The 20,177-nt window shown below is 37.5% G+C and carries 17 protein-coding genes; 3 read left to right on the top strand and 14 right to left on the bottom strand.

The window, feature by feature from the left end; translation table 11 throughout:
* Positions 1–125: 125 nt before the first annotated feature.
* The 10 genes from EHR_RS07095 to EHR_RS07045 all read right to left on the bottom strand — a co-directional run bounded on the left by EHR_RS07095 (position 126) and on the right by EHR_RS07045 (position 13,475).
* On the bottom strand, positions 126–599 hold the full coding sequence (locus EHR_RS07095; protein ID WP_010737189.1) for a YbaK/EbsC family protein: 474 nt from the start codon (positions 597–599) through the stop codon (positions 126–128).
* Positions 600–753: 154 nt separating this feature from the next.
* Positions 754–2,433 (bottom strand): ribonuclease J, encoded by a 1,680-nt coding sequence (locus tag EHR_RS07090; protein ID WP_010720742.1) that lies wholly within the window; start codon positions 2,431–2,433, stop codon positions 754–756.
* Positions 2,434–3,191: 758 nt separating this feature from the next.
* Positions 3,192–3,416: a CsbD family protein gene (locus tag EHR_RS07085; protein ID WP_010720743.1), complete on the bottom strand. Its 225-nt coding sequence runs from the start codon at positions 3,414–3,416 to the stop codon at positions 3,192–3,194.
* Between the two features lie 88 nt (positions 3,417–3,504).
* Complete coding sequence (gene iadA / locus EHR_RS07080) at positions 3,505–4,689, bottom strand: beta-aspartyl-peptidase (protein ID WP_010737188.1); 1,185 nt, start codon at positions 4,687–4,689, stop codon at positions 3,505–3,507.
* Between the two features lie 244 nt (positions 4,690–4,933).
* The gene (gene yfcC, locus EHR_RS07075; RefSeq protein WP_010720745.1) at positions 4,934–6,673 is read right to left on the bottom strand and encodes a putative basic amino acid antiporter YfcC; all 1,740 of its coding nucleotides are present in this window, start codon (positions 6,671–6,673) and stop codon (positions 4,934–4,936) included.
* Positions 6,674–7,353: 680 nt separating this feature from the next.
* Entirely contained in the window at positions 7,354–7,953 is a 600-nt protein-coding gene (locus EHR_RS07065) for an SIS domain-containing protein (RefSeq protein ID WP_010737187.1), read from the bottom strand.
* Positions 7,954–8,734: 781 nt separating this feature from the next.
* On the bottom strand, positions 8,735–9,091 hold the full coding sequence (locus tag EHR_RS07060; protein WP_010720747.1) for a hypothetical protein: 357 nt from the start codon (positions 9,089–9,091) through the stop codon (positions 8,735–8,737).
* Between the two features lie 169 nt (positions 9,092–9,260).
* Entirely contained in the window at positions 9,261–10,130 is an 870-nt protein-coding gene (gene galU, locus EHR_RS07055; RefSeq protein WP_010737186.1) for a UTP--glucose-1-phosphate uridylyltransferase GalU, read from the bottom strand.
* A 31-nt stretch (positions 10,131–10,161) separates the two neighbouring features.
* Positions 10,162–11,181: an NAD(P)H-dependent glycerol-3-phosphate dehydrogenase gene (locus EHR_RS07050; RefSeq protein WP_010737185.1), complete on the bottom strand. Its 1,020-nt coding sequence runs from the start codon at positions 11,179–11,181 to the stop codon at positions 10,162–10,164.
* Between the two features lie 560 nt (positions 11,182–11,741).
* The gene (locus tag EHR_RS07045) at positions 11,742–13,475 is read right to left on the bottom strand and encodes a fibronectin type III domain-containing protein (RefSeq protein WP_010737184.1); all 1,734 of its coding nucleotides are present in this window, start codon (positions 13,473–13,475) and stop codon (positions 11,742–11,744) included.
* 217 nt (positions 13,476–13,692) lie between these two features.
* On the opposite strand from EHR_RS07045, the gene EHR_RS07040 reads away from it, so the two are divergent.
* The 3 genes from EHR_RS07040 (at position 13,693) to EHR_RS07030 (ending at position 16,333) form a co-directional block, all read left to right on the top strand.
* Complete coding sequence (locus tag EHR_RS07040) at positions 13,693–14,565, top strand: Rgg family transcriptional regulator (protein WP_010737183.1); 873 nt, start codon at positions 13,693–13,695, stop codon at positions 14,563–14,565.
* A gap of 132 nt (positions 14,566–14,697) precedes the next feature.
* Positions 14,698–15,345: a lytic polysaccharide monooxygenase auxiliary activity family 9 protein gene (locus EHR_RS07035; protein WP_010737182.1), complete on the top strand. Its 648-nt coding sequence runs from the start codon at positions 14,698–14,700 to the stop codon at positions 15,343–15,345.
* 343 nt (positions 15,346–15,688) lie between these two features.
* The gene (locus EHR_RS07030; protein ID WP_010737181.1) at positions 15,689–16,333 is read left to right on the top strand and encodes a lytic polysaccharide monooxygenase; all 645 of its coding nucleotides are present in this window, start codon (positions 15,689–15,691) and stop codon (positions 16,331–16,333) included.
* 170 nt (positions 16,334–16,503) lie between these two features.
* On the opposite strand, the gene EHR_RS07025 is transcribed toward EHR_RS07030, so the two are convergent.
* The 4 genes from EHR_RS07025 to EHR_RS07010 are packed head-to-tail and all read right to left on the bottom strand — an operon-like array spanning position 16,504 to position 20,171.
* Positions 16,504–17,505 carry an SIS domain-containing protein gene (locus EHR_RS07025; RefSeq protein WP_010737180.1) on the bottom strand — a complete coding sequence of 334 codons (1,002 nt, stop codon included), beginning with the start codon at positions 17,503–17,505 and terminating at the stop codon, positions 16,504–16,506.
* 12 nt (positions 17,506–17,517) lie between these two features.
* Entirely contained in the window at positions 17,518–18,567 is a 1,050-nt protein-coding gene (locus tag EHR_RS07020; RefSeq protein ID WP_010737179.1) for an SIS domain-containing protein, read from the bottom strand.
* Positions 18,568–18,583: 16 nt separating this feature from the next.
* On the bottom strand, positions 18,584–19,405 hold the full coding sequence (locus EHR_RS07015) for a PTS system mannose/fructose/sorbose family transporter subunit IID (RefSeq protein WP_010737178.1): 822 nt from the start codon (positions 19,403–19,405) through the stop codon (positions 18,584–18,586).
* Positions 19,392–20,171 (bottom strand): PTS mannose/fructose/sorbose/N-acetylgalactosamine transporter subunit IIC, encoded by a 780-nt coding sequence (locus EHR_RS07010; protein WP_010720757.1) that lies wholly within the window; start codon positions 20,169–20,171, stop codon positions 19,392–19,394. Before EHR_RS07010 ends, EHR_RS07015 begins: the two co-directional genes overlap by 14 nt.
* Between the last annotated feature and the right edge of the window lie 6 nt (positions 20,172–20,177).

Raw genomic sequence — 20,177 nt, 5'->3', positions numbered from 1 at the left:
ACATTAAATAAACCGATTTCATTTAGAGAATAATCCTAAATAATAGTACAGTACATACGTAATCATTGTAACAGATAATACAGTTTGTACCAAGTGGCAAATCAGCTCAAACCACTCTAAGTACGCTACTCCACTAACTCTGCATACGTAAAAGGAACTATTTTTTCGAAGTCTGTTCTAGCGATCTTAATGCTTCTGCCAATTTCGCCACTTGACATGACCAACACTTGCTTTTCTTTGAAAGACGCATCAACTAAAAAAAGATAATCTGGGTGTTTAAGATAAATGCCGATCGGTGTATTTGCACCATGTGGATAACCAGTAGATGCCATCACAAAATCCATTCCGGGAAAACCGACTTTGTGATCACCAGAAATTTTCCTGGTTTTTTTGTAATCTAAATGTTCCGACAATGGAACAACGGCAATGATTACACCTGTTTTATCCCCTTTCAAAACTAATGTTTTACAAACACTGTTTTGATCAATCTGTTTTTGCTTGAGTATTTTTTGAAAATCATTCAATTCTGTCTGATTAAATGTCAGAGCTTCGTAAGAAATTCTTTCTTTTTCTAAATATTCTTCTACTTTTGTTTTCATCTACTATCTTCCTTCCATTTCCTTCTCTTTTATTTTACAAAAAAATAGAAAAAAAAGAACGAGCAAGAACTTTGGTTCAACTGATACAAAAAATGGTATGGAAAAGTCACCTCTTTAAAAGATTACGACCTTTTCCACACCATTATTGTTTCAATTATTTTTTGCCTCTACGTTGTGTTGCTTCCATGATCACTGGTAAAATCACTGGACGACGTTTTGTTTGTTCAAATAGGTAGCGTCCTAATTGATCTCGAATGTCTTGTTTTAATTTACTCCACTCAAAGTCGTTACTTTCCAAGTGTTTTTCCACGATTTCTTCGATCATCGTCCCACTTTCTTTCATCAAGTCACGACTAGCTTTGACATAAACGAAACCGCGAGATGTGATTTGTGGTTTTGAGACGATTTTCTTTTCACGGCGACTAATAGTAACTACAGCTACAAAAATACCATCTTCTGACAAGATTTTACGGTCACGTAACACAATATTACCAATATCACCAATTCCTAAACCATCGATCATCACATTTTCAGCACTGATCGTTCCAGCGACACTCATCCGTTTATTTTTATATTCCAACACATCACCACGTCCTGTGATGTAAATGTTTTTGTAAGGGATCCCGACGGCATGAGCTAAATCAGCATGAGCAGCTAATTCACGATATTCACCTTGAACAGGAATAAAATAAGTTGGTCTCATCAAATTAAGCATCAACTGAAGATCGTTAGGGTTCGCATGTCCAGACACTCGCATGTTTTCAGAGATCAATTTGACCGTACCACCTGCACGATAAATGATATCTTCTGTTTTAGCTACCATCGTTTCCATCGCAATACTTGGAGTAGTTGTGATATAGACTAAGTCGCCTTCTTCGATTTTGATATTACGGTGGGTTTTATTGGCCATTTTTTGCAATGACTTAATTGGTTCACCCATCCGTCCAGTTTCTAAAATGATGATTTCTTCTGGTTTGTATTTCTTCATGTCCTTCAAGGTCACAAGCAAATCTTCACTCGGAAGTTGTAGTTTTTCCAGACGCATTGCTGTTCGAATAATCCGTTCAAAATCTTGCCCTGTCAATACTACTTTTCTTTGTGCCTTTTCGGCTGCATCCAAGACTTGTTGAACCCGCTGTAGATTACTTGCCACACAAGCAACGATGATTCTACCTTCCCAATACTTGATCGTATCGAAGACTTCATCCGCAATCTGCAGCTCTGATGCTACAGGAACTGAGTTTTCAGCGTTCGCTGATTCACTAAGTAATGCCAATACGCCTTCTTTACCGATTTCTGCCAAACGAGCATAATCAGTTTGATACATTGGAATAGCTGTCTGATCGAATTTAAAATCGCCTGTGTAAACGATACTGCCCTCTTTGGTTTTCAAGTTGATCCCGACTGAGTCTGGAATCGTGTGGGTGGTTCGGAAAAAGCTGACGATCGTCTCGCCAAAATCAATCTCCGTGTGTTCATCGACTACATGGAAATCTTTGAAACCTTTTGCTGCATCATTTCGTCCCACACTCAATTTAGCAAGCTCGATCGTTAACTCGGTTCCAAATACTGGTACAGAGAGCTTAGAAAGTAAATAAGGTAACGCTCCGATCGCATCTGCATGTCCATGTGTCAAAAAGACTCCCGCTACCCGATCAATGTTTTCTTCCAGATACGTAAAGTCAGGAATGACTACATCAATACCTAACAATTCGTTTTCAGGATATTTTAAACCACAGTCTAAAACAAAAATATCTTCTCCCACTTCAGCGATGTACATATTTTTTCCATTTTCACGTACGCCGCCTAAAGGGATAATTTTAATGGTACTCACAAATTTCACCTCTTCTTATGATGTCCAAGTTTAAAGACATCGATTCTCTTCTTTAACTAAATAGATGATTCATCTCAATGAGCAACTCACAAAATTTTAGCTGACTTCTTCTATTGCTTAGCAAGAAAAAGCAGCTGATTGACAGTCCTCTTGTTTATCTTCTGCCATTTTTGAATAAGTTTCATTAAAGCGATGAATCGATTATTTTTAACACAAAAGTCGAAAACAATGGATTCGACTACTCCCCATCATTATACAACAAATTAGATAAATCGCTAGCATCTGCTATTCTCAAGAAAAAAAGCCTGGTTTTATAAAGCACAACCAATCTTGCCTCAAATCATTGATTAAAACAGTCTCAATTTAACAAACTGTCTACTTTTATCCGTTCTTCTGTTACAAACATACTCCGTCTATTTTACCATATTTTTAGGAATAACTATAGTAGGATTTTCGATCTCAATAAAGGCTTTCTTACTACCAATCACTTCAAAGCTCTATTAAGTTCATTGACTTATAATTATACTTATTATAATTCGAGAGAGTACATCAACAGATTTGCTGGAACGCATACTAAAAAAAGACGGTAGAATCGGTATCGTGGCGCACCTCAAAAGTTCGTTTACTAACTATAAGAGGTGCAAAACACAATAAACCAAATCTATCGTCTTTTACAATCAATCTTCCTTAAGAACTCGCTTTGGACAAAACCAGAGGATCATTCTCAAAGTTTTAACCAAACTTCTCTTTTGGAGAAACTATTTTTTATCATCTTTTTTGGAGAATTTTTCTTTGACATCTTCAAAGCCTTCTTTGATATCATCGCCTAAATTACGAGCTTTTTCTTTGATATCAGCACCAAGTGATTGTGCTTTTCCTTCAGCTTCTTTGCTTTTATCATCTGTTGCTTTACCGTAAGCTTCTTTTCCTTTACCAACTACTTTGTCTTTTGCATCTTCAGAACGTCCTTTTAAATCTGCCATCTTAATTCCTCCCTTAAATTTCTCATTTCTAACTATCTAACTATTATCAGGGTATCATCAACTTGAAAAACAGACAAACAGTATGCTCTTAGATCGTTTTTTCAAAGGTTCCCCACACTTTAACTTCTTTGTTTTCAACCATTACTTGTCCTTTGGCGATCACTGTTTCGATGGCTAAGGTTTCTTTGTCAAGTATACATAGATCAGCATCGTTCCCTACTTTGATTGTTCCTTTTCGCTCCAGCTTTAACACACGAGCGGGATTGACTGTGATTGCTCGCAAGGCTACTTCAAGTGGAATCTCTTCTTTTTCTACCGCTTCTTTGATACCTACCAGTAGTGATTTTGCGCTTCCGACACCCATACCAAGAAAGTGATTTTTTTCATCAAAATAAGGTAAACTTCCTTGTCCATCAGATGACATTGTAAAATGATCAAGGGAAACGCCAGCTTCGATCAACTGTTTTAAAGCTTTACTAAAGCGGACTTCCCCATCTGTTCGTTCCCAAAAATCAGGATCTTCGCTCGCTGTGAAGTCAATTGTCCCACCTTTTTTCGCAAACTCGATACAAGCTGTTAAAAGTTCTGGCGTGCGGTTGGCATGGGTAGGTAAAAATTGCGTAATCGGAATCTCGGTTTCCTCAACTACCCTTGTTAATAACTCTAGTTTACGTTTTCCTCCACCTAAATGGACATTGACGATACCAGCTTTACCAGACAACATGCCTCCTACTCGGGCATCAGCAGTTGCTCGAGAAAATTCTTCAAATGTGGGCTGAGATGATCGATGGTCAGAAACAGCAATTTCGCCAATTCCGATGATTTTATCAATTGTCAAAAAATCTTTGATGATTGAATCCGTAACCGTTTTGAGTGGTAACCGATAAGAACCTTCATAGACGTAAGTTGAGATCCCTTCTGCTTCTAAGCCTTTTCCCTTACTGATAAGCGCAGTCATGTCACGACCTTCACCATCTGTTCCCAAACACCCAACAACTGTTGTTACACCCGCTGTCGTCAATTGACTTAAAGTTACTTCTGGCGTACGATTTTGAAAACCGCCCTCTCCACCTCCACCTAAAAGGTGAAAATGGCAATCAATAAAGCCCGGTGTCAACACTTTCCCACTATCGGAAATTTCTTCCACTTCTAACTCAGCATAGCCACCGGTCAACGCTTCTTCAAGCGCAATAATTTTATCCCCAGCAATCAATACATCCATGACCCCTAAATAATCTGGTGCATAGACCTCAATTTGACGAATGATTTTCATTTGACTTCATCCTTTCTGATACCGATATTTTGGTTTTCTTTGTTTCAAAAGTAACTATTTTTAGTATAAAAAAGCCGAAGAATAATGAAAATAAGACAAACTATTTTCAGTCTCTTCGGCTTGCTTTCTATAAGTCAACTTTTTGGCTAGTAAGTTTGAAAAAGCATCGAGTTCCTCTGTCATCAGAAAAAACACCGTGCATACTTCACTAACCCTGACCTTAATAAATAGTATTCTTACTTCGCTATTGTAAGCCGATTGCTATCGCAATCATGATAAAGATAGTACCTAGGACAAAAAAGAATCCTTGCATTTTGATTTGGAATCTTGCCCATTTTGCCCACTCGATACGTGCAACACCTAAGACACCAATCAAACTAGCTGATACAGGGGTAAAGGCATCCATAAATCCAGCGCCTAATTGATAAGCTAATACAGCTACTTGACGAGAGACCCCTACTAAGTCAGCAAGTGGTGCCATGATTGGCATCGTTAACGCCGCTTGACCAGAATTGGATGTCACGACTAAATTAAACAGGCTTTGGAAAATATACATTGCCCACGCTCCGATAGCCGCTGGTACTCCTGCTAAAGCTGTACCGATACCATGTAGAATGGTGTTTAAAGCAGAAGGAACAGAAGCATCTGAGCCACCTAATACTAATAAGATCCCTTTTGCCATCCCTACAACGATTGCTGTTCCAGCTAAATCAGCAGCACCCGATTGGAAAGAAGAGGCAATATCATTGATCCGCATGCCATCCAATTTGAAGATTACTGCAATGATCCCTGCGACTAATCCCATAACAAAAAATTGTGAAGCAATTTCTGGGATATAATACCCTTCTTGCGTAACACCCCAAACGATCCAAACCAATACGATGAGCATTTCAAGTAAAATCAATTTGTGTCCCAACATAAACGCTTTTTTCTCGTCGGTTGTTTTTTTCAAATGACTTCTGAAATAATCATCTGATTTATACGTCAATGAGCTTTCAGGGTTTTTACGGATTTTCTCCCCATAAATCATCAAATAGCCAGCAGATAACGCTGTGATAACGACCCACATGATCAATCGGAACGTCGCACCCGATAACACTGGAATGCCAGCGATCCCTTGAGCAACTGCTACACTAAACGGACTCATCCAGGAAGTCGCATTTCCGACTTGAGAGGCGACATACGTGACTGTTACTGCAACGATCGAGTCATAACCAAGAGCTATCACAAATGGGACCATCACCATAGAAAAAGGAATGACTTCCTCTGCCATGCCGAATGTCGCGCCACCGAATGAAAAAGCAAAAAATAATAGCGGTAAGGCTAAACGCTCCAGTCCCCTTGTCTTACTGATGAAAGCATAGATCCCTGCATCAATTGCCCCGGTGCGCATGATAATTCCAAAAGCACCACCAACAACTAAAATAAGCGCAGCGATTCCGACAGCCGATCCATACTTGTCTCCTGAAACTAACCCTTCAAAGACAAAATTCAAAAATCCGAAACCACCAAAATCATCGGTCCCCCATACTCGAGCCGTTTTATGGAGTTTTTTTGAAGTATCATAAATGCGTTCGCCAAATTGGTCATAAAGTACATCATCTGTTAAAGAGATTTCATCTAACTTTTCTTGCGTTAATTTCTTTTCACCTTCAGAAATCACTTCTTCTAACCCTTTTTCAGGGACTTTTAATTTCTCTCTTTCCGTCGGATCATTTTGTAACTTCTCTAATTGATCAAATACATAGGAGCGATCCAAGGCATAAGCATAACGAAATGAATCTTGGCGTAATACAGTTCGCGTACTTGTTTCTCCATTTGCATCTTGGTATTCGATATCTTGTGTACTAAATTTTCCTGCTGGTACAATAAATGTCAGCAACCAAGCAAGGATGACCACTCCAAAAATGATGACATAAGTATGAGGTGTCGTCATTTTTGTGAGATCCCGTTTGGATTTCCCCGAAGACACTTGCTTCTTCACTATGAAGTCTTCCTTTCTATCTTTAAATTTTTATGAATAAAACAATCAATATCAGATTAGATTATACAGCAAAAAAACGCTAAACACATTAATTATCTATTAAAGCAATCTTTTTTATTTTTGTTAAAAACAACCAAAAAAAGTTAAATAACTCTCTTGTATTTTGTGACGCAAGCATATAATCAATTAGTTTCATATGATATCTTTACTTGTTTTATTATTTATGAAGAAAAACCAATTACATTTTATCATTTTTTAAATATGTATATTTTTTCAACATTCGATATAAATAGAATTTTTTATTCATTATTTATCCGAAAAAAAACGAATAAAAAAACAGATAGTGTATTAGAAAAAATAGCTGCTTCAGACTTTTTTTAATCTATAAACAATCTTCATTGCAATAATCATAACTAATGTACTATAATTGCAATGTAAAGAGTTTTGGGGAAGACTCTTTCATCAACGTGTATTAAGAGACAAAAAAGAATTCAAGTGAATTCTTTTTTGTCTCTTCTTTGTGATATTTTGCTTGTTTTAACTATTGAAAAAAGATGTTACCTTGCTCTAATTTTTACACTAACACTTAGAAATCGCCGAATGTTCCTAGTTTTATTCAAAGGTGTCCCTTTTTCATCTACTTCAAGGCAATGTTTCCATTCATTCTATTTTTACGTTCCCTAACGAATCAGCTGGCAGACTGTAAAATATAGGGTTTGCTGCAATAGTAATATGGTAGCGATAGAGGAACTATCACAAAGAGCAAGCTCAACTTCTGACAATGATAAAGCGGTATCATTCATTTGTGCATGGTTATCCAATACTAGGTCAGCAAATTCAAACAATCGCAACCCATTACTGTGTTGTGATTTGATACTTCGCGAGAGATCAAATCCAGTAACAATAATCAGTAAATGACCATTTGACTTGATCCATTGAGCTAACTCCACAATACTTGGATCCCTACCTTCATTGGAAAGAAGTAGAAAAATATCTGCTTGTTTGACAGAGAGCTGATCAATGATCGCTTTTCCTGTTCCTTCCAAAGTTTCATATATCCCATTTGCCGGATTTTCAATTAACTTGCCCGGTATCATTTCAGGTAAATGCTCCCAAAACTCAAATGCTATCCCGCTTAGTGTACGACTAGCAAAGATTTGTAAACGTCCACCTAATGAAACTTGACGAGCAATTAAAGAAGCAGCTTGAACCATCAAGGGTTCTTCGATTCTTAATTTCTTTTCTAGTTGCTGATAATAATCAAAATAGCGTAAACTCATTTATTTCTCCACCTTTAATTTCACAACAAAAACAGCAAGTGTGCTAAAACATAAAAAAAGAAATCAGTTAAGACGTATCAACCTTTTGCTTGAAAATGAAAGATAAAAAAAGGCATTGAGCATACTGCCCAATACCTTGACATAGTAAATAAACGAGCTACCGACCATCGAAAAACCGACACAAGGGTAAAAATCTCCCCAGAAATTAGGTACAATAAATACGGTCGATGCCTTGCATTGACTATGGCAAATGATCGGTCAGGGTGTATACGTGTGACTGGTCATTCCCTGATAGTTAGTTGCCGCTAACTATTAGGGAGCCTTTTTTTATTCTGCTGTTTCTATCTTCAATCATTTTAAGTAATCTATCAGACAAGTGCAAGTCCGAAAAAATAAAAAAACCATGGTCTGTTTTCTTGACATATAAATCAACTTTTTTTAACTGAACAAGAATCCTATCGTGATAGGATTCTTGTTTTTAGATTTATTTTTTATCAATGATAACAGCCAATATCTACTTAAATAAATAAATTTGCCGTCCACAATTAGACATGTCATGATCATTTTTTTGCTTAGCCTACCAGGATGACTCTCCCCTACTGCTTTTTGCTAACTCCCATTCCTTAAATGGTATACTCAGACCCTAAAACCAGACAAAAAAGCAACCGCTCATCCAAATAAAATGGATTTAACCAGCGATTGCTTTGTTCTAACGAAAAACTCAAGCGAGCAATAACCGTAGTTGCAAGCTACATAGATCAACTTTCTTAACTCACTGCTTTTAGCGTTTATCTGATCGTTTTGTTCTGCGATGAGAAGCCGTGTGTCTGCCTTTTTTGCCGATATGAACGCCTCTAAAGAAATAAGGGATAAAGATGATGAAATAACCTATGATAAATATCAAAGCAAAAATCATAGCTTCCCACGCACCTAAAGCAAGTTCAAGCATAACACTTAAAATAGAAATTGTTGCTAAATACCAGATAAAAATCAATAATTTCTCTTTTTTTCTAGCCATTTGAATGAAAACATATCCACAAATTAGCACCAATGGAGTCAAAAACAACCAGTTATTTCCTTCCATCAGCCATTTCAATCCATCAAGAAGTGTTTGACCGATTGTAATCAATTTTCCCATACAAAGCTACACACCTTTTCTGTATTTAAAAGTCAATTTTGCCATAACTCTTTTATATTACTACATAATAAGCAAAATGACGTTTATTTTAATAGCTAACAAAAAGTATTTTACTAAAATTTAAGCAACGAACTAGATAAGACCAAGTAAAAGTACCTTAGTTTAGAAATTATAACTCTTTACTAAGTTGTATCAGATACTCTTTAAGGGTAGCGCCGATTTCTGGATGTTGTAACCCATAATCAATATTGGTTCGCATGTAACCATATTTATCACCAACATCATATCGTCTCCCTTTAAAATTTCTTGCATAGACTTTTTGATGGCGATTTAATGTATCAATCGCATCCGTTAATTGGATTTCATTGCCCGCACCTGGTGTTTGCGTTTCGAGTATTGGAAAAATGTCTGGTGTTAATAAATAGCGTCCAATAATGGCAAGGTTACTAGGCGCCTCTTGAGGAGTAGGTTTTTCTACCATTTTTCTTACTCGATATAACCCAGTTTTTTCTTCCTCTCCAGGATCAATGATTCCATATTTTCCTGTATCTTCTGGCAAAACTTCCATCACTGCAATCGTTGATGAATGAGTTTCCTCGAAGTCCATCATTAGCTGTTTTGTCAAAGGGACTTGATCCACCATCAAGTCGTCCCCTAACATGACAACAAATGGTTCATCTCCTACAAATGCTTTGGCCTGAAGAACTGCATGCCCTAATCCTTTGGGGTAAGATTGTCGGATAAAATGAAGATTAACAGCTTCTGTTTCCTTGATGGTACTTAATAAATCGAGTTTTCCCTTCTCACGCAGATTTAATTCCAATTCAAGGTTAGCATCAAAATGATCTTCGATCGGACGTTTTTCTTTCCCAGTAACAATTAAAATATCTTCAATCCCAGATTTTAATGCTTCTTCAACAATGAATTGGATCGTTGGTTTGTCAACAATAGGAAGCATTTCTTTAGCCATTGCTTTTGTCGCAGGTAAAAAACGCGTGCCTAAACCACCTGCAGGTATGATTGCTTTCTTAACTTTCATACACCCCGTCCTCTCATTTCAATATAAGCCCTTAGCTTAATGAAAATTCATTCTCTATTTTACCATCTCGCAACATGATTTCTTTGGCTGCTTGTTTGATGTCTTCTCCATTATATAATACATTGTAGATTGTCTGTGTGATCGGCATCTCTACCCCTAGTTGTTCCGCTAATTCAACCGCAGCTTTAGTAGTAGAGACTCCTTCAACCACCATTCCCATATTCTCAAGTACTTCTTCTAATTTATGTCCTTGACCAAGCAAATTTCCTGCTCGCCAGTTACGAGAATGGACACTTGTACAAGTCACGATTAAGTCACCTACACCACTCAAGCCAATAAATGTCAATGGATTGGCACCCATTGCCACTCCTAGACGGCTAATCTCCGCTAATCCTCGAGTCATGATCGCCGCTTTTGCATCATCACCAAAACCTAATCCATGGATGGCACCAGCACCGATAGCAATGATATTTTTTAAAGCCGCACCCGTTTCAACTCCGATGACATCATTATTCGTATAAATTCTAAAATAATCATTCATGAACAGATCTTGCACATAGATTGCCGCTTGCTGATCAATGCTTGCAGCAGTAATGGTCGTAATATCATGAACAGCAACTTCTTCCGCGTGGCTTGGTCCAGAAAGCACGACGATTGCCTTTCTTTTTTCCTCTGGAATCTCTTCAGCAATAACTTCAGAAATGCGTTTATGTGTTCCTTGCTCTAACCCTTTACTTGCATGAATGATGATTGGTTTAGTATTCATTTTCTCAATCAATTCTTGAGCAACTGAACGAATGGCTTTCGTTGGTACAACGAATAAAACCGCATCGACATCCTTCACTGCTTCTGCTAATTCTTTATAACCGATAATCGTTTCGGAAATTTTTAGGTTAGGTAAAAATTGTTTATTTGTATGATACTGATTCATTTCATCGATTTGTTCAGGAACATTTCCCCAAATACGAACATCATGTCCGTTTTCTGCTAAGGTTTGCGCTAAAGCAGTCCCCCAAGAGCCTGGGCCTAAAACTGCAATTTTTTGTTTCATTGATATTCCTCCAAATAGTTGATAGTAACTATTATAGTATAGATACTCTAAATGTTGAAAACTATTTTTCCCGTTTTAACAGTTTGTTTAACACTTGACATTGTTGTATTAAGATACATTTTAATTTTATGTCATTCAAAGCGTTATAATTATCATATAAATAATCATTGAATCAACTAGAAAGGGGGGCTAGAATATGTGGTCTGTTACACCGCCATTTTAATTAATGTTTCAGTTATTTTTATTCCAGCGATATGGGTTGCATCGTTTGTCCCATCACTTTTGTACGATCGTTACTAAATGATAAAAGAAGAAAACACCAGAATTCAGATTGAACTGTGTGTTTTCTTCTTTTGTTTATTCTCTCATCCTGAACAACTGAAAATAACTATTTAGATCAGAGCATGTAAAATGGTTGCGTGGCTTATCTTATATTTTGATTCTGACAATTTTATGTAAAAAAATCAGAGTGCGCCTTATATGTCTATGTCCTCATTACATCCTCATTGTAATAGCCCTGACATACTGCACTCTGACTCTTTTTTATTTTGTTAACTTTATTAACTGATCTTCAGCCATAATGCTAAAGCTACATCAGGTTCCCAACCGATTTGTCCCATGTGGATGTTACGACAACGGTAAAGATTTCCTTTATAGGTCACAATATCACCGATATTATATAATTTCCCAATTTTCCATTCTTCTGCTTGATTATCTGCTGTCGTTTTCGCTGTCACTTGTTGACTTTTCTTAGAAATACCAGAAATGTTAACAGCTGCTATTTGATAAGTATACGTTGTGTCAGGAGTTAAACCAGTATCTACGAAAGTTGGTGACTTCGTTATTGTCACTAGCGTTCCATTTCGATAGATTTCATAGCCGATGACCTCTTCTTTCGGATCATTTGCAGACCAACCGAGTGTCACAGAGTTTTGCGATACACCTTTTACTACTAAACCAGTTGGCATCGAAGGGGCTGGTAATTGTGAACCAGCTTGTATTCTGATCGTTAATACGTCAGACGATGTTGAGCGATTTCCTGATGTATCGACTGCTTCAACCGTAAATGAATAGGTTGTGTCAGGGGATAAGTTGCTCACCGTATAATTGGTTGTGTTACTAGTGCCAATGAGTTGTTTGTTTTGATAAATATTATAATGAGAAACACGCACATTATCAGTAGAAGCTGACCAGCTTAATGAAATGCTTGATTGCGTTGCAGTTCCTTTTAAATTTTCTGGTTTAGAAGGTTTCTCAGTATCTGGTACTTGCTCTTTGAACAATCCTTGATAAGCATTCGCAAACGACTGATTATAGGCAATCCCAGCTTTATTTCTGCCCTCGTCCCAATTGACACTCCATGTCATGATTCCTTTTAATGGCGTTTGATCTTTTGTCATTTGTTCAAATACTTGGTAGACCTTTGAAGGATCTTTAACATAGCCATTCGCTGCGGCATCTTCGTTAGCTGGGATCCCTAGAGCTAGTTTACTTGCCGGAATTTGGATAAAGCCACCGCTTCCTTCATTAAATGATTTTGAAATCCCGTACAAAAATTCATACTTTTTATTGTCATTGTTTTGGGCAATCCATTCCGTCCCAACACTGATCCCATCGCCTGCTTGATTATACAATTTAGGGGCAATAAAGTCATATTCATTTTGTAAAGCTGTAATATATGGTACATATGCTCCATTTGTTCTTAAGTATGGAAATTCAGGCGCCATTGAGATAATAAAATGTTTGTTTTCTTTCTTGTAATGCTCACGAACGATTTTTAATGCCGCCGGAATGACTGTTTGATTATCCCCAGCAGCCACCGCAGTTTGTTCCAAATCAATATCTAATCCATCAAAGCCATATACTTCTACTAACCGAATGATTTCATTCGCAAAAGCTTGTTCCTGGCCACGATGTAATTCAATATGTGAATCTGCTCCTCCTAGAGAAATAATGACTGCTCGCCCTTGCGCATTCAATGTTGCTACTTTTTCACGAAAGGCCTGATCCGTCATATTATAAGGTTTAAAAGTAGGAATCCCTTCTCCTTTCATAAACGAAACCGTCACTACATTGTAAAAAGGATTTATTTTGGCCAAATCAATGTCGGCTGGACGACCTCCTTGATAGCCTGCGCCTTGTTCCGCTTGCCAGTTATGATAGTATCCGACTGCAATTTGTTTATTCGCGAGGTCAGGCATCGTGTCTGCTGCATCAGCTGCAAAAACCGTCGTACCTCCACTTACTATTGCACTAAACACACCTACAGAAAATAATACTAGTTTTTTCTTCATCAAACCGCCTCCATTATTCTTTATTACATAACATATTACACCATCAATTAAAACGATTACAATTATTTGCATAGTATTGCAACACCCAAATAATCAATTACGCACTTTTTCTTTAAAAGCGCGCAAAAATGACGCTTTATTTAAATTTTATTACATTTGTGATATATTTAAAAAAACATCTACAATATATATAAAAAAACACTAGGAGGATAAAAATATGACTAACCATTCGTCTCTGATTCGTAAGTTAAGAAAAGAACGTGGCTTAACACAAGAACAGTTGACACGAGGTATCTCACAACGAGGAACCCTTGCTGCGTTTGAATCAAGAGGAACAAAGATCAGTTTTGAACTATTAGTTAACTACCTTGAACGAATGAACATTACTTTAGAAGAGTATCAATTTCTTCTTAATAGCAATTCACTTACGAATAAACAAAAATTGACCAACTATCTCATCTCATCCAAAAAAATCACTCACGAACAAGAATTAGAACTACTAAACGAATACGAAAAAACAGGCAGCATCTACTATCGTTTGATTTATGCCCAACGAAAATTGATTATGAACTACCTCTACAACCATACTGATACCAATTTGAAAATAGAAGAAGAAATTTTTGTGATCAAAAATTATCTTGAAAAAATTGAAACCTGGGGACATTTTGAACTAACGATTTTTTCAAACTGTTTGTTTATTTTTGATGATCAATACATCATCCATCTCTTTCAAACCAGTGTATCAAAAATGAAAACGTACATAGACGCTACCTACTATTCAGAACTTTTCTCTAATTTTATTCTTAATGGTTTACGCCTCTCATTTAACCGTCATTCTGCGATTCTTAGAAAACTTTTTCTATGCGAACTGAAAAGATTAACGCAAAACCACAAACAGTCAGTTGATCTTGCCCAGTATAAATTATTTGCGGCTTTGGATCGATTAGCAGATGGCGATCATTCAGCCATCTCGGAAATCGAAAAGGGTCTTCGTTTTTTTGAGTGGTTAGATTTGACTAATGCTAAAGAATATTTTAGCAATCTCAAAAATTCATTGATTGAAAGCAGTTTACAAAACAAAGCTAATTAACAATTACGAACCGGAAGATGTTATTTTTGTTGTAATGCTAGACAAACAATCTAAGCTTATTGTTCTCCCCGTTATACTAAATCCATGAAAAGAAAACCTTTTCATAAAAATTATTTGGAGGAAAGTTATAATATGAAAAAAAGTTCTTTATTAGGGTTAGGTTTGGTTTTAGCAACGACAGGATTGACAACATTATCTTCCGTCAATGTTTCAGCACATGGTTATGTTATCTCGCCAATTAGCCGTGCCTATCAAGGTCAATTGGATAAAGAAAACATTGGCTATGATTTCGCAGTTCAAAAATATGGTCCGATCATTAATGAACCACAATCACTAGAAGCTCCTCAGGGATTCCCTAAAGGTGGACCAGCAGATGGAAAAATCGCTTCTGCAAATGGTGCAAGAGGATTTGAATTAGATAAGCAAACTTCTAGTCTATGGACGAAACAAAATTTAACAGGGGGAGCGACAAAATTCACTTGGAAGTATACGCAATCACACCCAACTAGTAAATGGCATTACTATATCACTAAACCAGGTTGGAACCAGAATAAACCACTTTCTCGCAATGAACTTCAATTGATCGGCGAAGTCCAAGGAAAAGGTGCGCAAGCTAGCACGAGTCCAACTCACACCATTACGATCCCAAATGACCGGATAGGTTATCATGTGATTTTAGCAGTTTGGGATGTAAGTGATACATCAAATGCCTTCTACAATGTCATTGATGCGAATATTCAACCTCGTAGTATCTTAAATGATTTAAATGAATCCATGTGATTCTCTTTAACTGAACAATCAATCATTCTTCATTTTCTTTACTGTTTATTGAAAACATTTGCTCAATCTTTCCCACGATGGGTAGTTCTAGTATTGCTAGGCTCAACATCGTGGGATCTTTTTCGTTTCACTTTTGCCACTCATCAATAATAAGAGCGTATCAGAAAGAAGTTATCTTTTATCGAACGCTTTTTCATGATAGCGAACTGAGCGAACTTTTTTAGGAACCATACTTTTTTTGTTGCAATAACAAACAATATTTAACCCTCTTCTCCTATCGTTTTATACTATTTTTGTGAAAAAATTTATTTCACGTAATAAGCAATTGATGGAGGGAATCAAGATGAAAAAAAGTTTAGTCGTAGGATTAGGACTCGTTTTAGCAACAACTGGTTTAACTGCCTTATCGACAGTTAATGTGGATGCTCACGGTTATGTGGAGAAACCTATCAGTCGTGCCTATCAAGGAGAATTAGACAGTAGGAAGAATTGGCATGCAGCTCTTGAAAAATACGGTGAAATAATTACTGAGCCACAATCACTAGAAGCACCTAAAGGATTCCCAAATGGTGGACCTGCAGATGGAAAAATTGCTTCCGCAAATGGTGCCAAAGGATTTGAATTAGACAAACAAACTGCTACTATTTGGACAAAACAAAACCTTTCAACTGGTCCAACGAAATTCACTTGGTCTTATACTGCCGCGCATAAAACAGCTAAATGGCATTACTATATCACGAAAAATAATTGGAATCCAAACAAACCATTATCCCGCGATGAATTTCAATTTATAGGTGAGGTAGACGGTCACGGGAAAGATGCTGACACAAATCTAACACACACGATCACTATTCCAAGTGATCATCTCGGTTATCATGTCATCTTAGCCGTTTGGGATGTGAATGATACTTCAAATGCCTTTTACAATGTGATTGATGCGAATATCCAACCTCGTAATCTCTTAACTGACTTATCAAACAATTCATAAAAATTCTTCTATCAACATATCAACACACGGATCAAATCGCTCACTTGATCCATGTCATAACCAAAAAACATACCAGCATGAACCGTTTATTTCACTGACAGACGATTCATATTGGTATGTTTTATTTTATTATTTTACGAAATCGTTCCTCTTAGAACTGATTGTGTCGCTTAATACTCAAATTGACGGTAATATCTTCTGATTTCTAAGGGGTGACAATTTAATTGCTCGATATGCGCATCGATTCGTTGCGTCACCGCATGCATCAGCAAATAAGAAAGGACACGTCCACGATAACTTTCGTCAATTCCTTCAATTGGATAGTCTTTTGTATCAATCAATGTATAATTTGCACAGATTTTTGGTAATAGGTTTGCGACTCTTTCTGCAAGTACACGTTGTTCATCTTCTCCTAAGAACAACGTCACTGGTGTCGTTTCTTCAATCACTTCTAGCGTACCATGTAAAAATTCAGCAGCGTGGATCGATTTAGAAGGCAACCAACTTTGCTCTTCCCAATAACACATCGCATAAGAATAGACAGCGCCCCATTGGTTCCCAGCACCGATAAAATAGTGCATCGAATCGTGACGATGTTTTTCAGCAAACGCTAATCCAAAAGCATCTGCTTGTTTTTCGGCTTCGACTAAGCCAACTGCTAAGTGCTCTTCTAATTGTTGATAATAGGTTTCGTAGTCTTCAAATTCGCCATGATTATACATCAAACGATCTGCGACCATAAAGAATTTGATTTGTTCGGTTCCAGGTGCAGGATAAGTGATCGTATGGTCACAAAGTTCAGCGAGAATACTCTCTTTTGTATCAATAAACCCGATCAGTGTCGCACCCACTGTTTTGATTTCTTTGACCGCTTGCACGACTTCTTGCGTGGTACCAGTAACTGAAGACAAGACAACAATTGATTTTTCTGTTAGGCGTTTGTTGCCAGTTGTGTAATATTCTGCTGCATGTTGGACATAAACAGGTAGGTTACTTTTACCATTCATATAAGTCACAGCTTGCATCGCTGACGCGTAGGTTCCGCCGATTCCTAAATAATAAATTGCATCGAATCCCTCTCCCAATCCGTCAATGATTTGTTCCACTTGCGGACGTAAAGCTAGCGCCCCATTGATATCCTCGATTTGTTTTTGTTCATTGAATTTTAACATAGTCTCCACCTCTTAAATTTTACTTTTTAATACTTCATCAAAATCATCAAAAATTCTTTGTCCTAAATCGATCCCTTTGGCAGTCGCAATTTTATAAGCCAAAACTTGGATCGGTACAACTAAAGCTAAAACAGAAAGATCTTCTTCGCTAGTGATTCCCAGACTAAGCTGATTCTCAGTCGTTTCTCCTTCAGTCGTTACAACAATGACCTGTCCAACATATTGTTTCATGTATTGTGCTAATCGCTGGGAACGTTTTTGACTATCACTATCGGTTTCCAGGAAGAATAGGATGTGACCAGGATTGGCTTCTAAATACGGACCGTGCATGTATGCTTCTAATTCAAAGCCTTGGGAAGGTTCCCGAACAGTTTCTGTAAACTTGGTTTCAAACTCTTTTGCTGTTCCCCAATTCGGTCCATACCCGATCGCAATAAATCGTTTTGCTACACGAAAGAGTGCTTCATTTTTTTCAAAAAATTGTTCTGTTTGCGCAATGATCTGAGGAATTTTCATCACGATTTCTCTTAGTTGAACTAGTTTTTCTTCTTTTTGCGCTGCTGTTATTCTGTCTTTACTGGTTCCAATCGCTAGACCTAAGAGAATCAACTGAAGAACGGTTGCTGAATAGCCCTTGGTAACAAACCCCACTTTTTCCACGCCCATATTCAAGTCAATCACTTGATCCACTTCTTTGGTGATCGGACTTTGATCATCTCCAGTTAAAGCGATCGTCCGTCGTTTTGATGATCGGATCTTTCGAATGGCATCGACTGTCGAAGCACTTTTCCCACTTTGAGAAACAGCGATGACTGTATCAACTTCTTCTGACAATTTCCCATAATGATTAAAATGATAAGGTTCTTGGATATCCACAGTGATGTCTCCATAGCTTTCTAGTGCCGGCTTTGCAGCAAGACAAGCATTATACGAAGAACCTGTCGCCAGAATCAGAACGTGTTGCATGTTTTGATAAGACACATGAAGTGACGAATCATTCTTTTCAAGAATCGCTGATAAAGCTGTTTTTTCTTCATGAATATAATCAAGCATTGTGACCATCTTGTTCTCTCCTTTTCTAAAAGATACCAATCCATGAACCAGCAATCCCAAAAATAGCTAATCCAATCAAAATCATCAATGGTTTGACTTCTTTTTTCAATAAATAAAAGACTGCTCCAAAGGCACCTAAACTTAAAATATGAGGAACGATATCATCAAAAATACTTTGAACCGTGACAGCATTTTCACCTGTTCCGATTTTCAAAGGAATATTGATATCGATCATCGTCGCAGTCATCCCGCCAACTACCATCAATCCAATGATTGAAGCACCTAACGTTAAACTTTCCATCATTCCGTTTGCTTGGATTTTCTTTAAAAATCCAGTACCTAGTCGATAGCCCCAACTTGTTGCCAAGTAACGAAACAAAACATGAGGGATATTGAAAATCAAAAGGAATAAAATTGGTCCTAAAATATTTCCTTGTAGTGCTAGTGAAGTCCCAACACCCGTCGCGATCAAACGCAACGTTCCCCAAAAGAATGAATCGCCTAACCCTGCTAAAGGTCCCATCAGTGAGGTCTTGATACTATCGATAGCTGTTACATCAAATTCTGGGTCATTTTTATTTTCTTCTTCCATCGCTGCATTGATCCCTAAGATCAGGGTCACGATATGTGGTGTCGTGTTAAAAAACTCTAAATGGCGTTTAAGCGCCGCTGACATTTCTTCTTTGGTATGATAGAGCTTTTTCAAGATGGGAATAATGGCAAAGACATAGGCCATATTCATCTGTCTTTCATAGTTCCATGAAAATTCCATTTGAAATGAGCGCCAAAAGACCTGATTCAATTCTTTTTTGGTCACTTTGTGTTCTTCTTGATTAGAAGTCTTCATCCTCTTCTACCTCCCCTGCTGAAGTTTGAACGGATACTTGACGTACGTTCATGATATTGACGACAATGACGGCTAAGATCGCCCCAAAGATGGCAATACCTGTTACTGGAATCTCTAAGTAAGCTGCTACAGCAAAGCCTAAAAAGAAATAAGGTGCTACTTTTTTATTGATCAATAAACGTGCCAGCATGGCAAATCCAAGTGCTGGAATCAACCCAGTTGCAACGGTCAAGCCGTTTTGCACAAAATCTGGTATTTTCGCTAAGAGATTCCCGATCGTTTGACTTCCGACTAAATAAGAAATCATGACTACCAGACCAAGCATCAATGACAAGCCGAAACCAGCTAATAAGTGCATGTGTTCGACCCCTTTATAATTCCCATCCTCCGCATAACGATCTGCTCTGTGGTTCATGATCGGAATCAATAGTCCTAAATAAACATTTTTTAAAATAAGGGTAAGTGTCGCAATTGGTAAACCTAATAGTAATGCTGTTTCTGTTCCTGCTCCTGCAGTAATGGCAAATGCAGTTCCTAAGATTCCACCGGTCACAACGTCTGGTGGAATCGATGCTCCAACTGAAAATGAACCAATAAAAGCTAATTCCAAAGTTGCTCCCATAATAATACCTGTTTTTACATCTCCCAAAACAATCCCTGTAAATAATCCCGTTACGATCGGACGAGAAAGCAGGGAAGTTCCTAACGCATACTCTGATTGCGCAATAAAGGCAACCAGACCTAAAAGAATTGCTTGTAGGATCATCTTTTA

Origin of the sequence: Enterococcus hirae ATCC 9790 (assembly GCF_000271405.2) — a bacterium.
Classification (GTDB): domain Bacteria; phylum Bacillota; class Bacilli; order Lactobacillales; family Enterococcaceae; genus Enterococcus_B; species Enterococcus_B hirae.
Note: the sequence above shows the minus strand (reverse complement) of the source record. Positions and strands in the feature narration are given on the sequence as shown.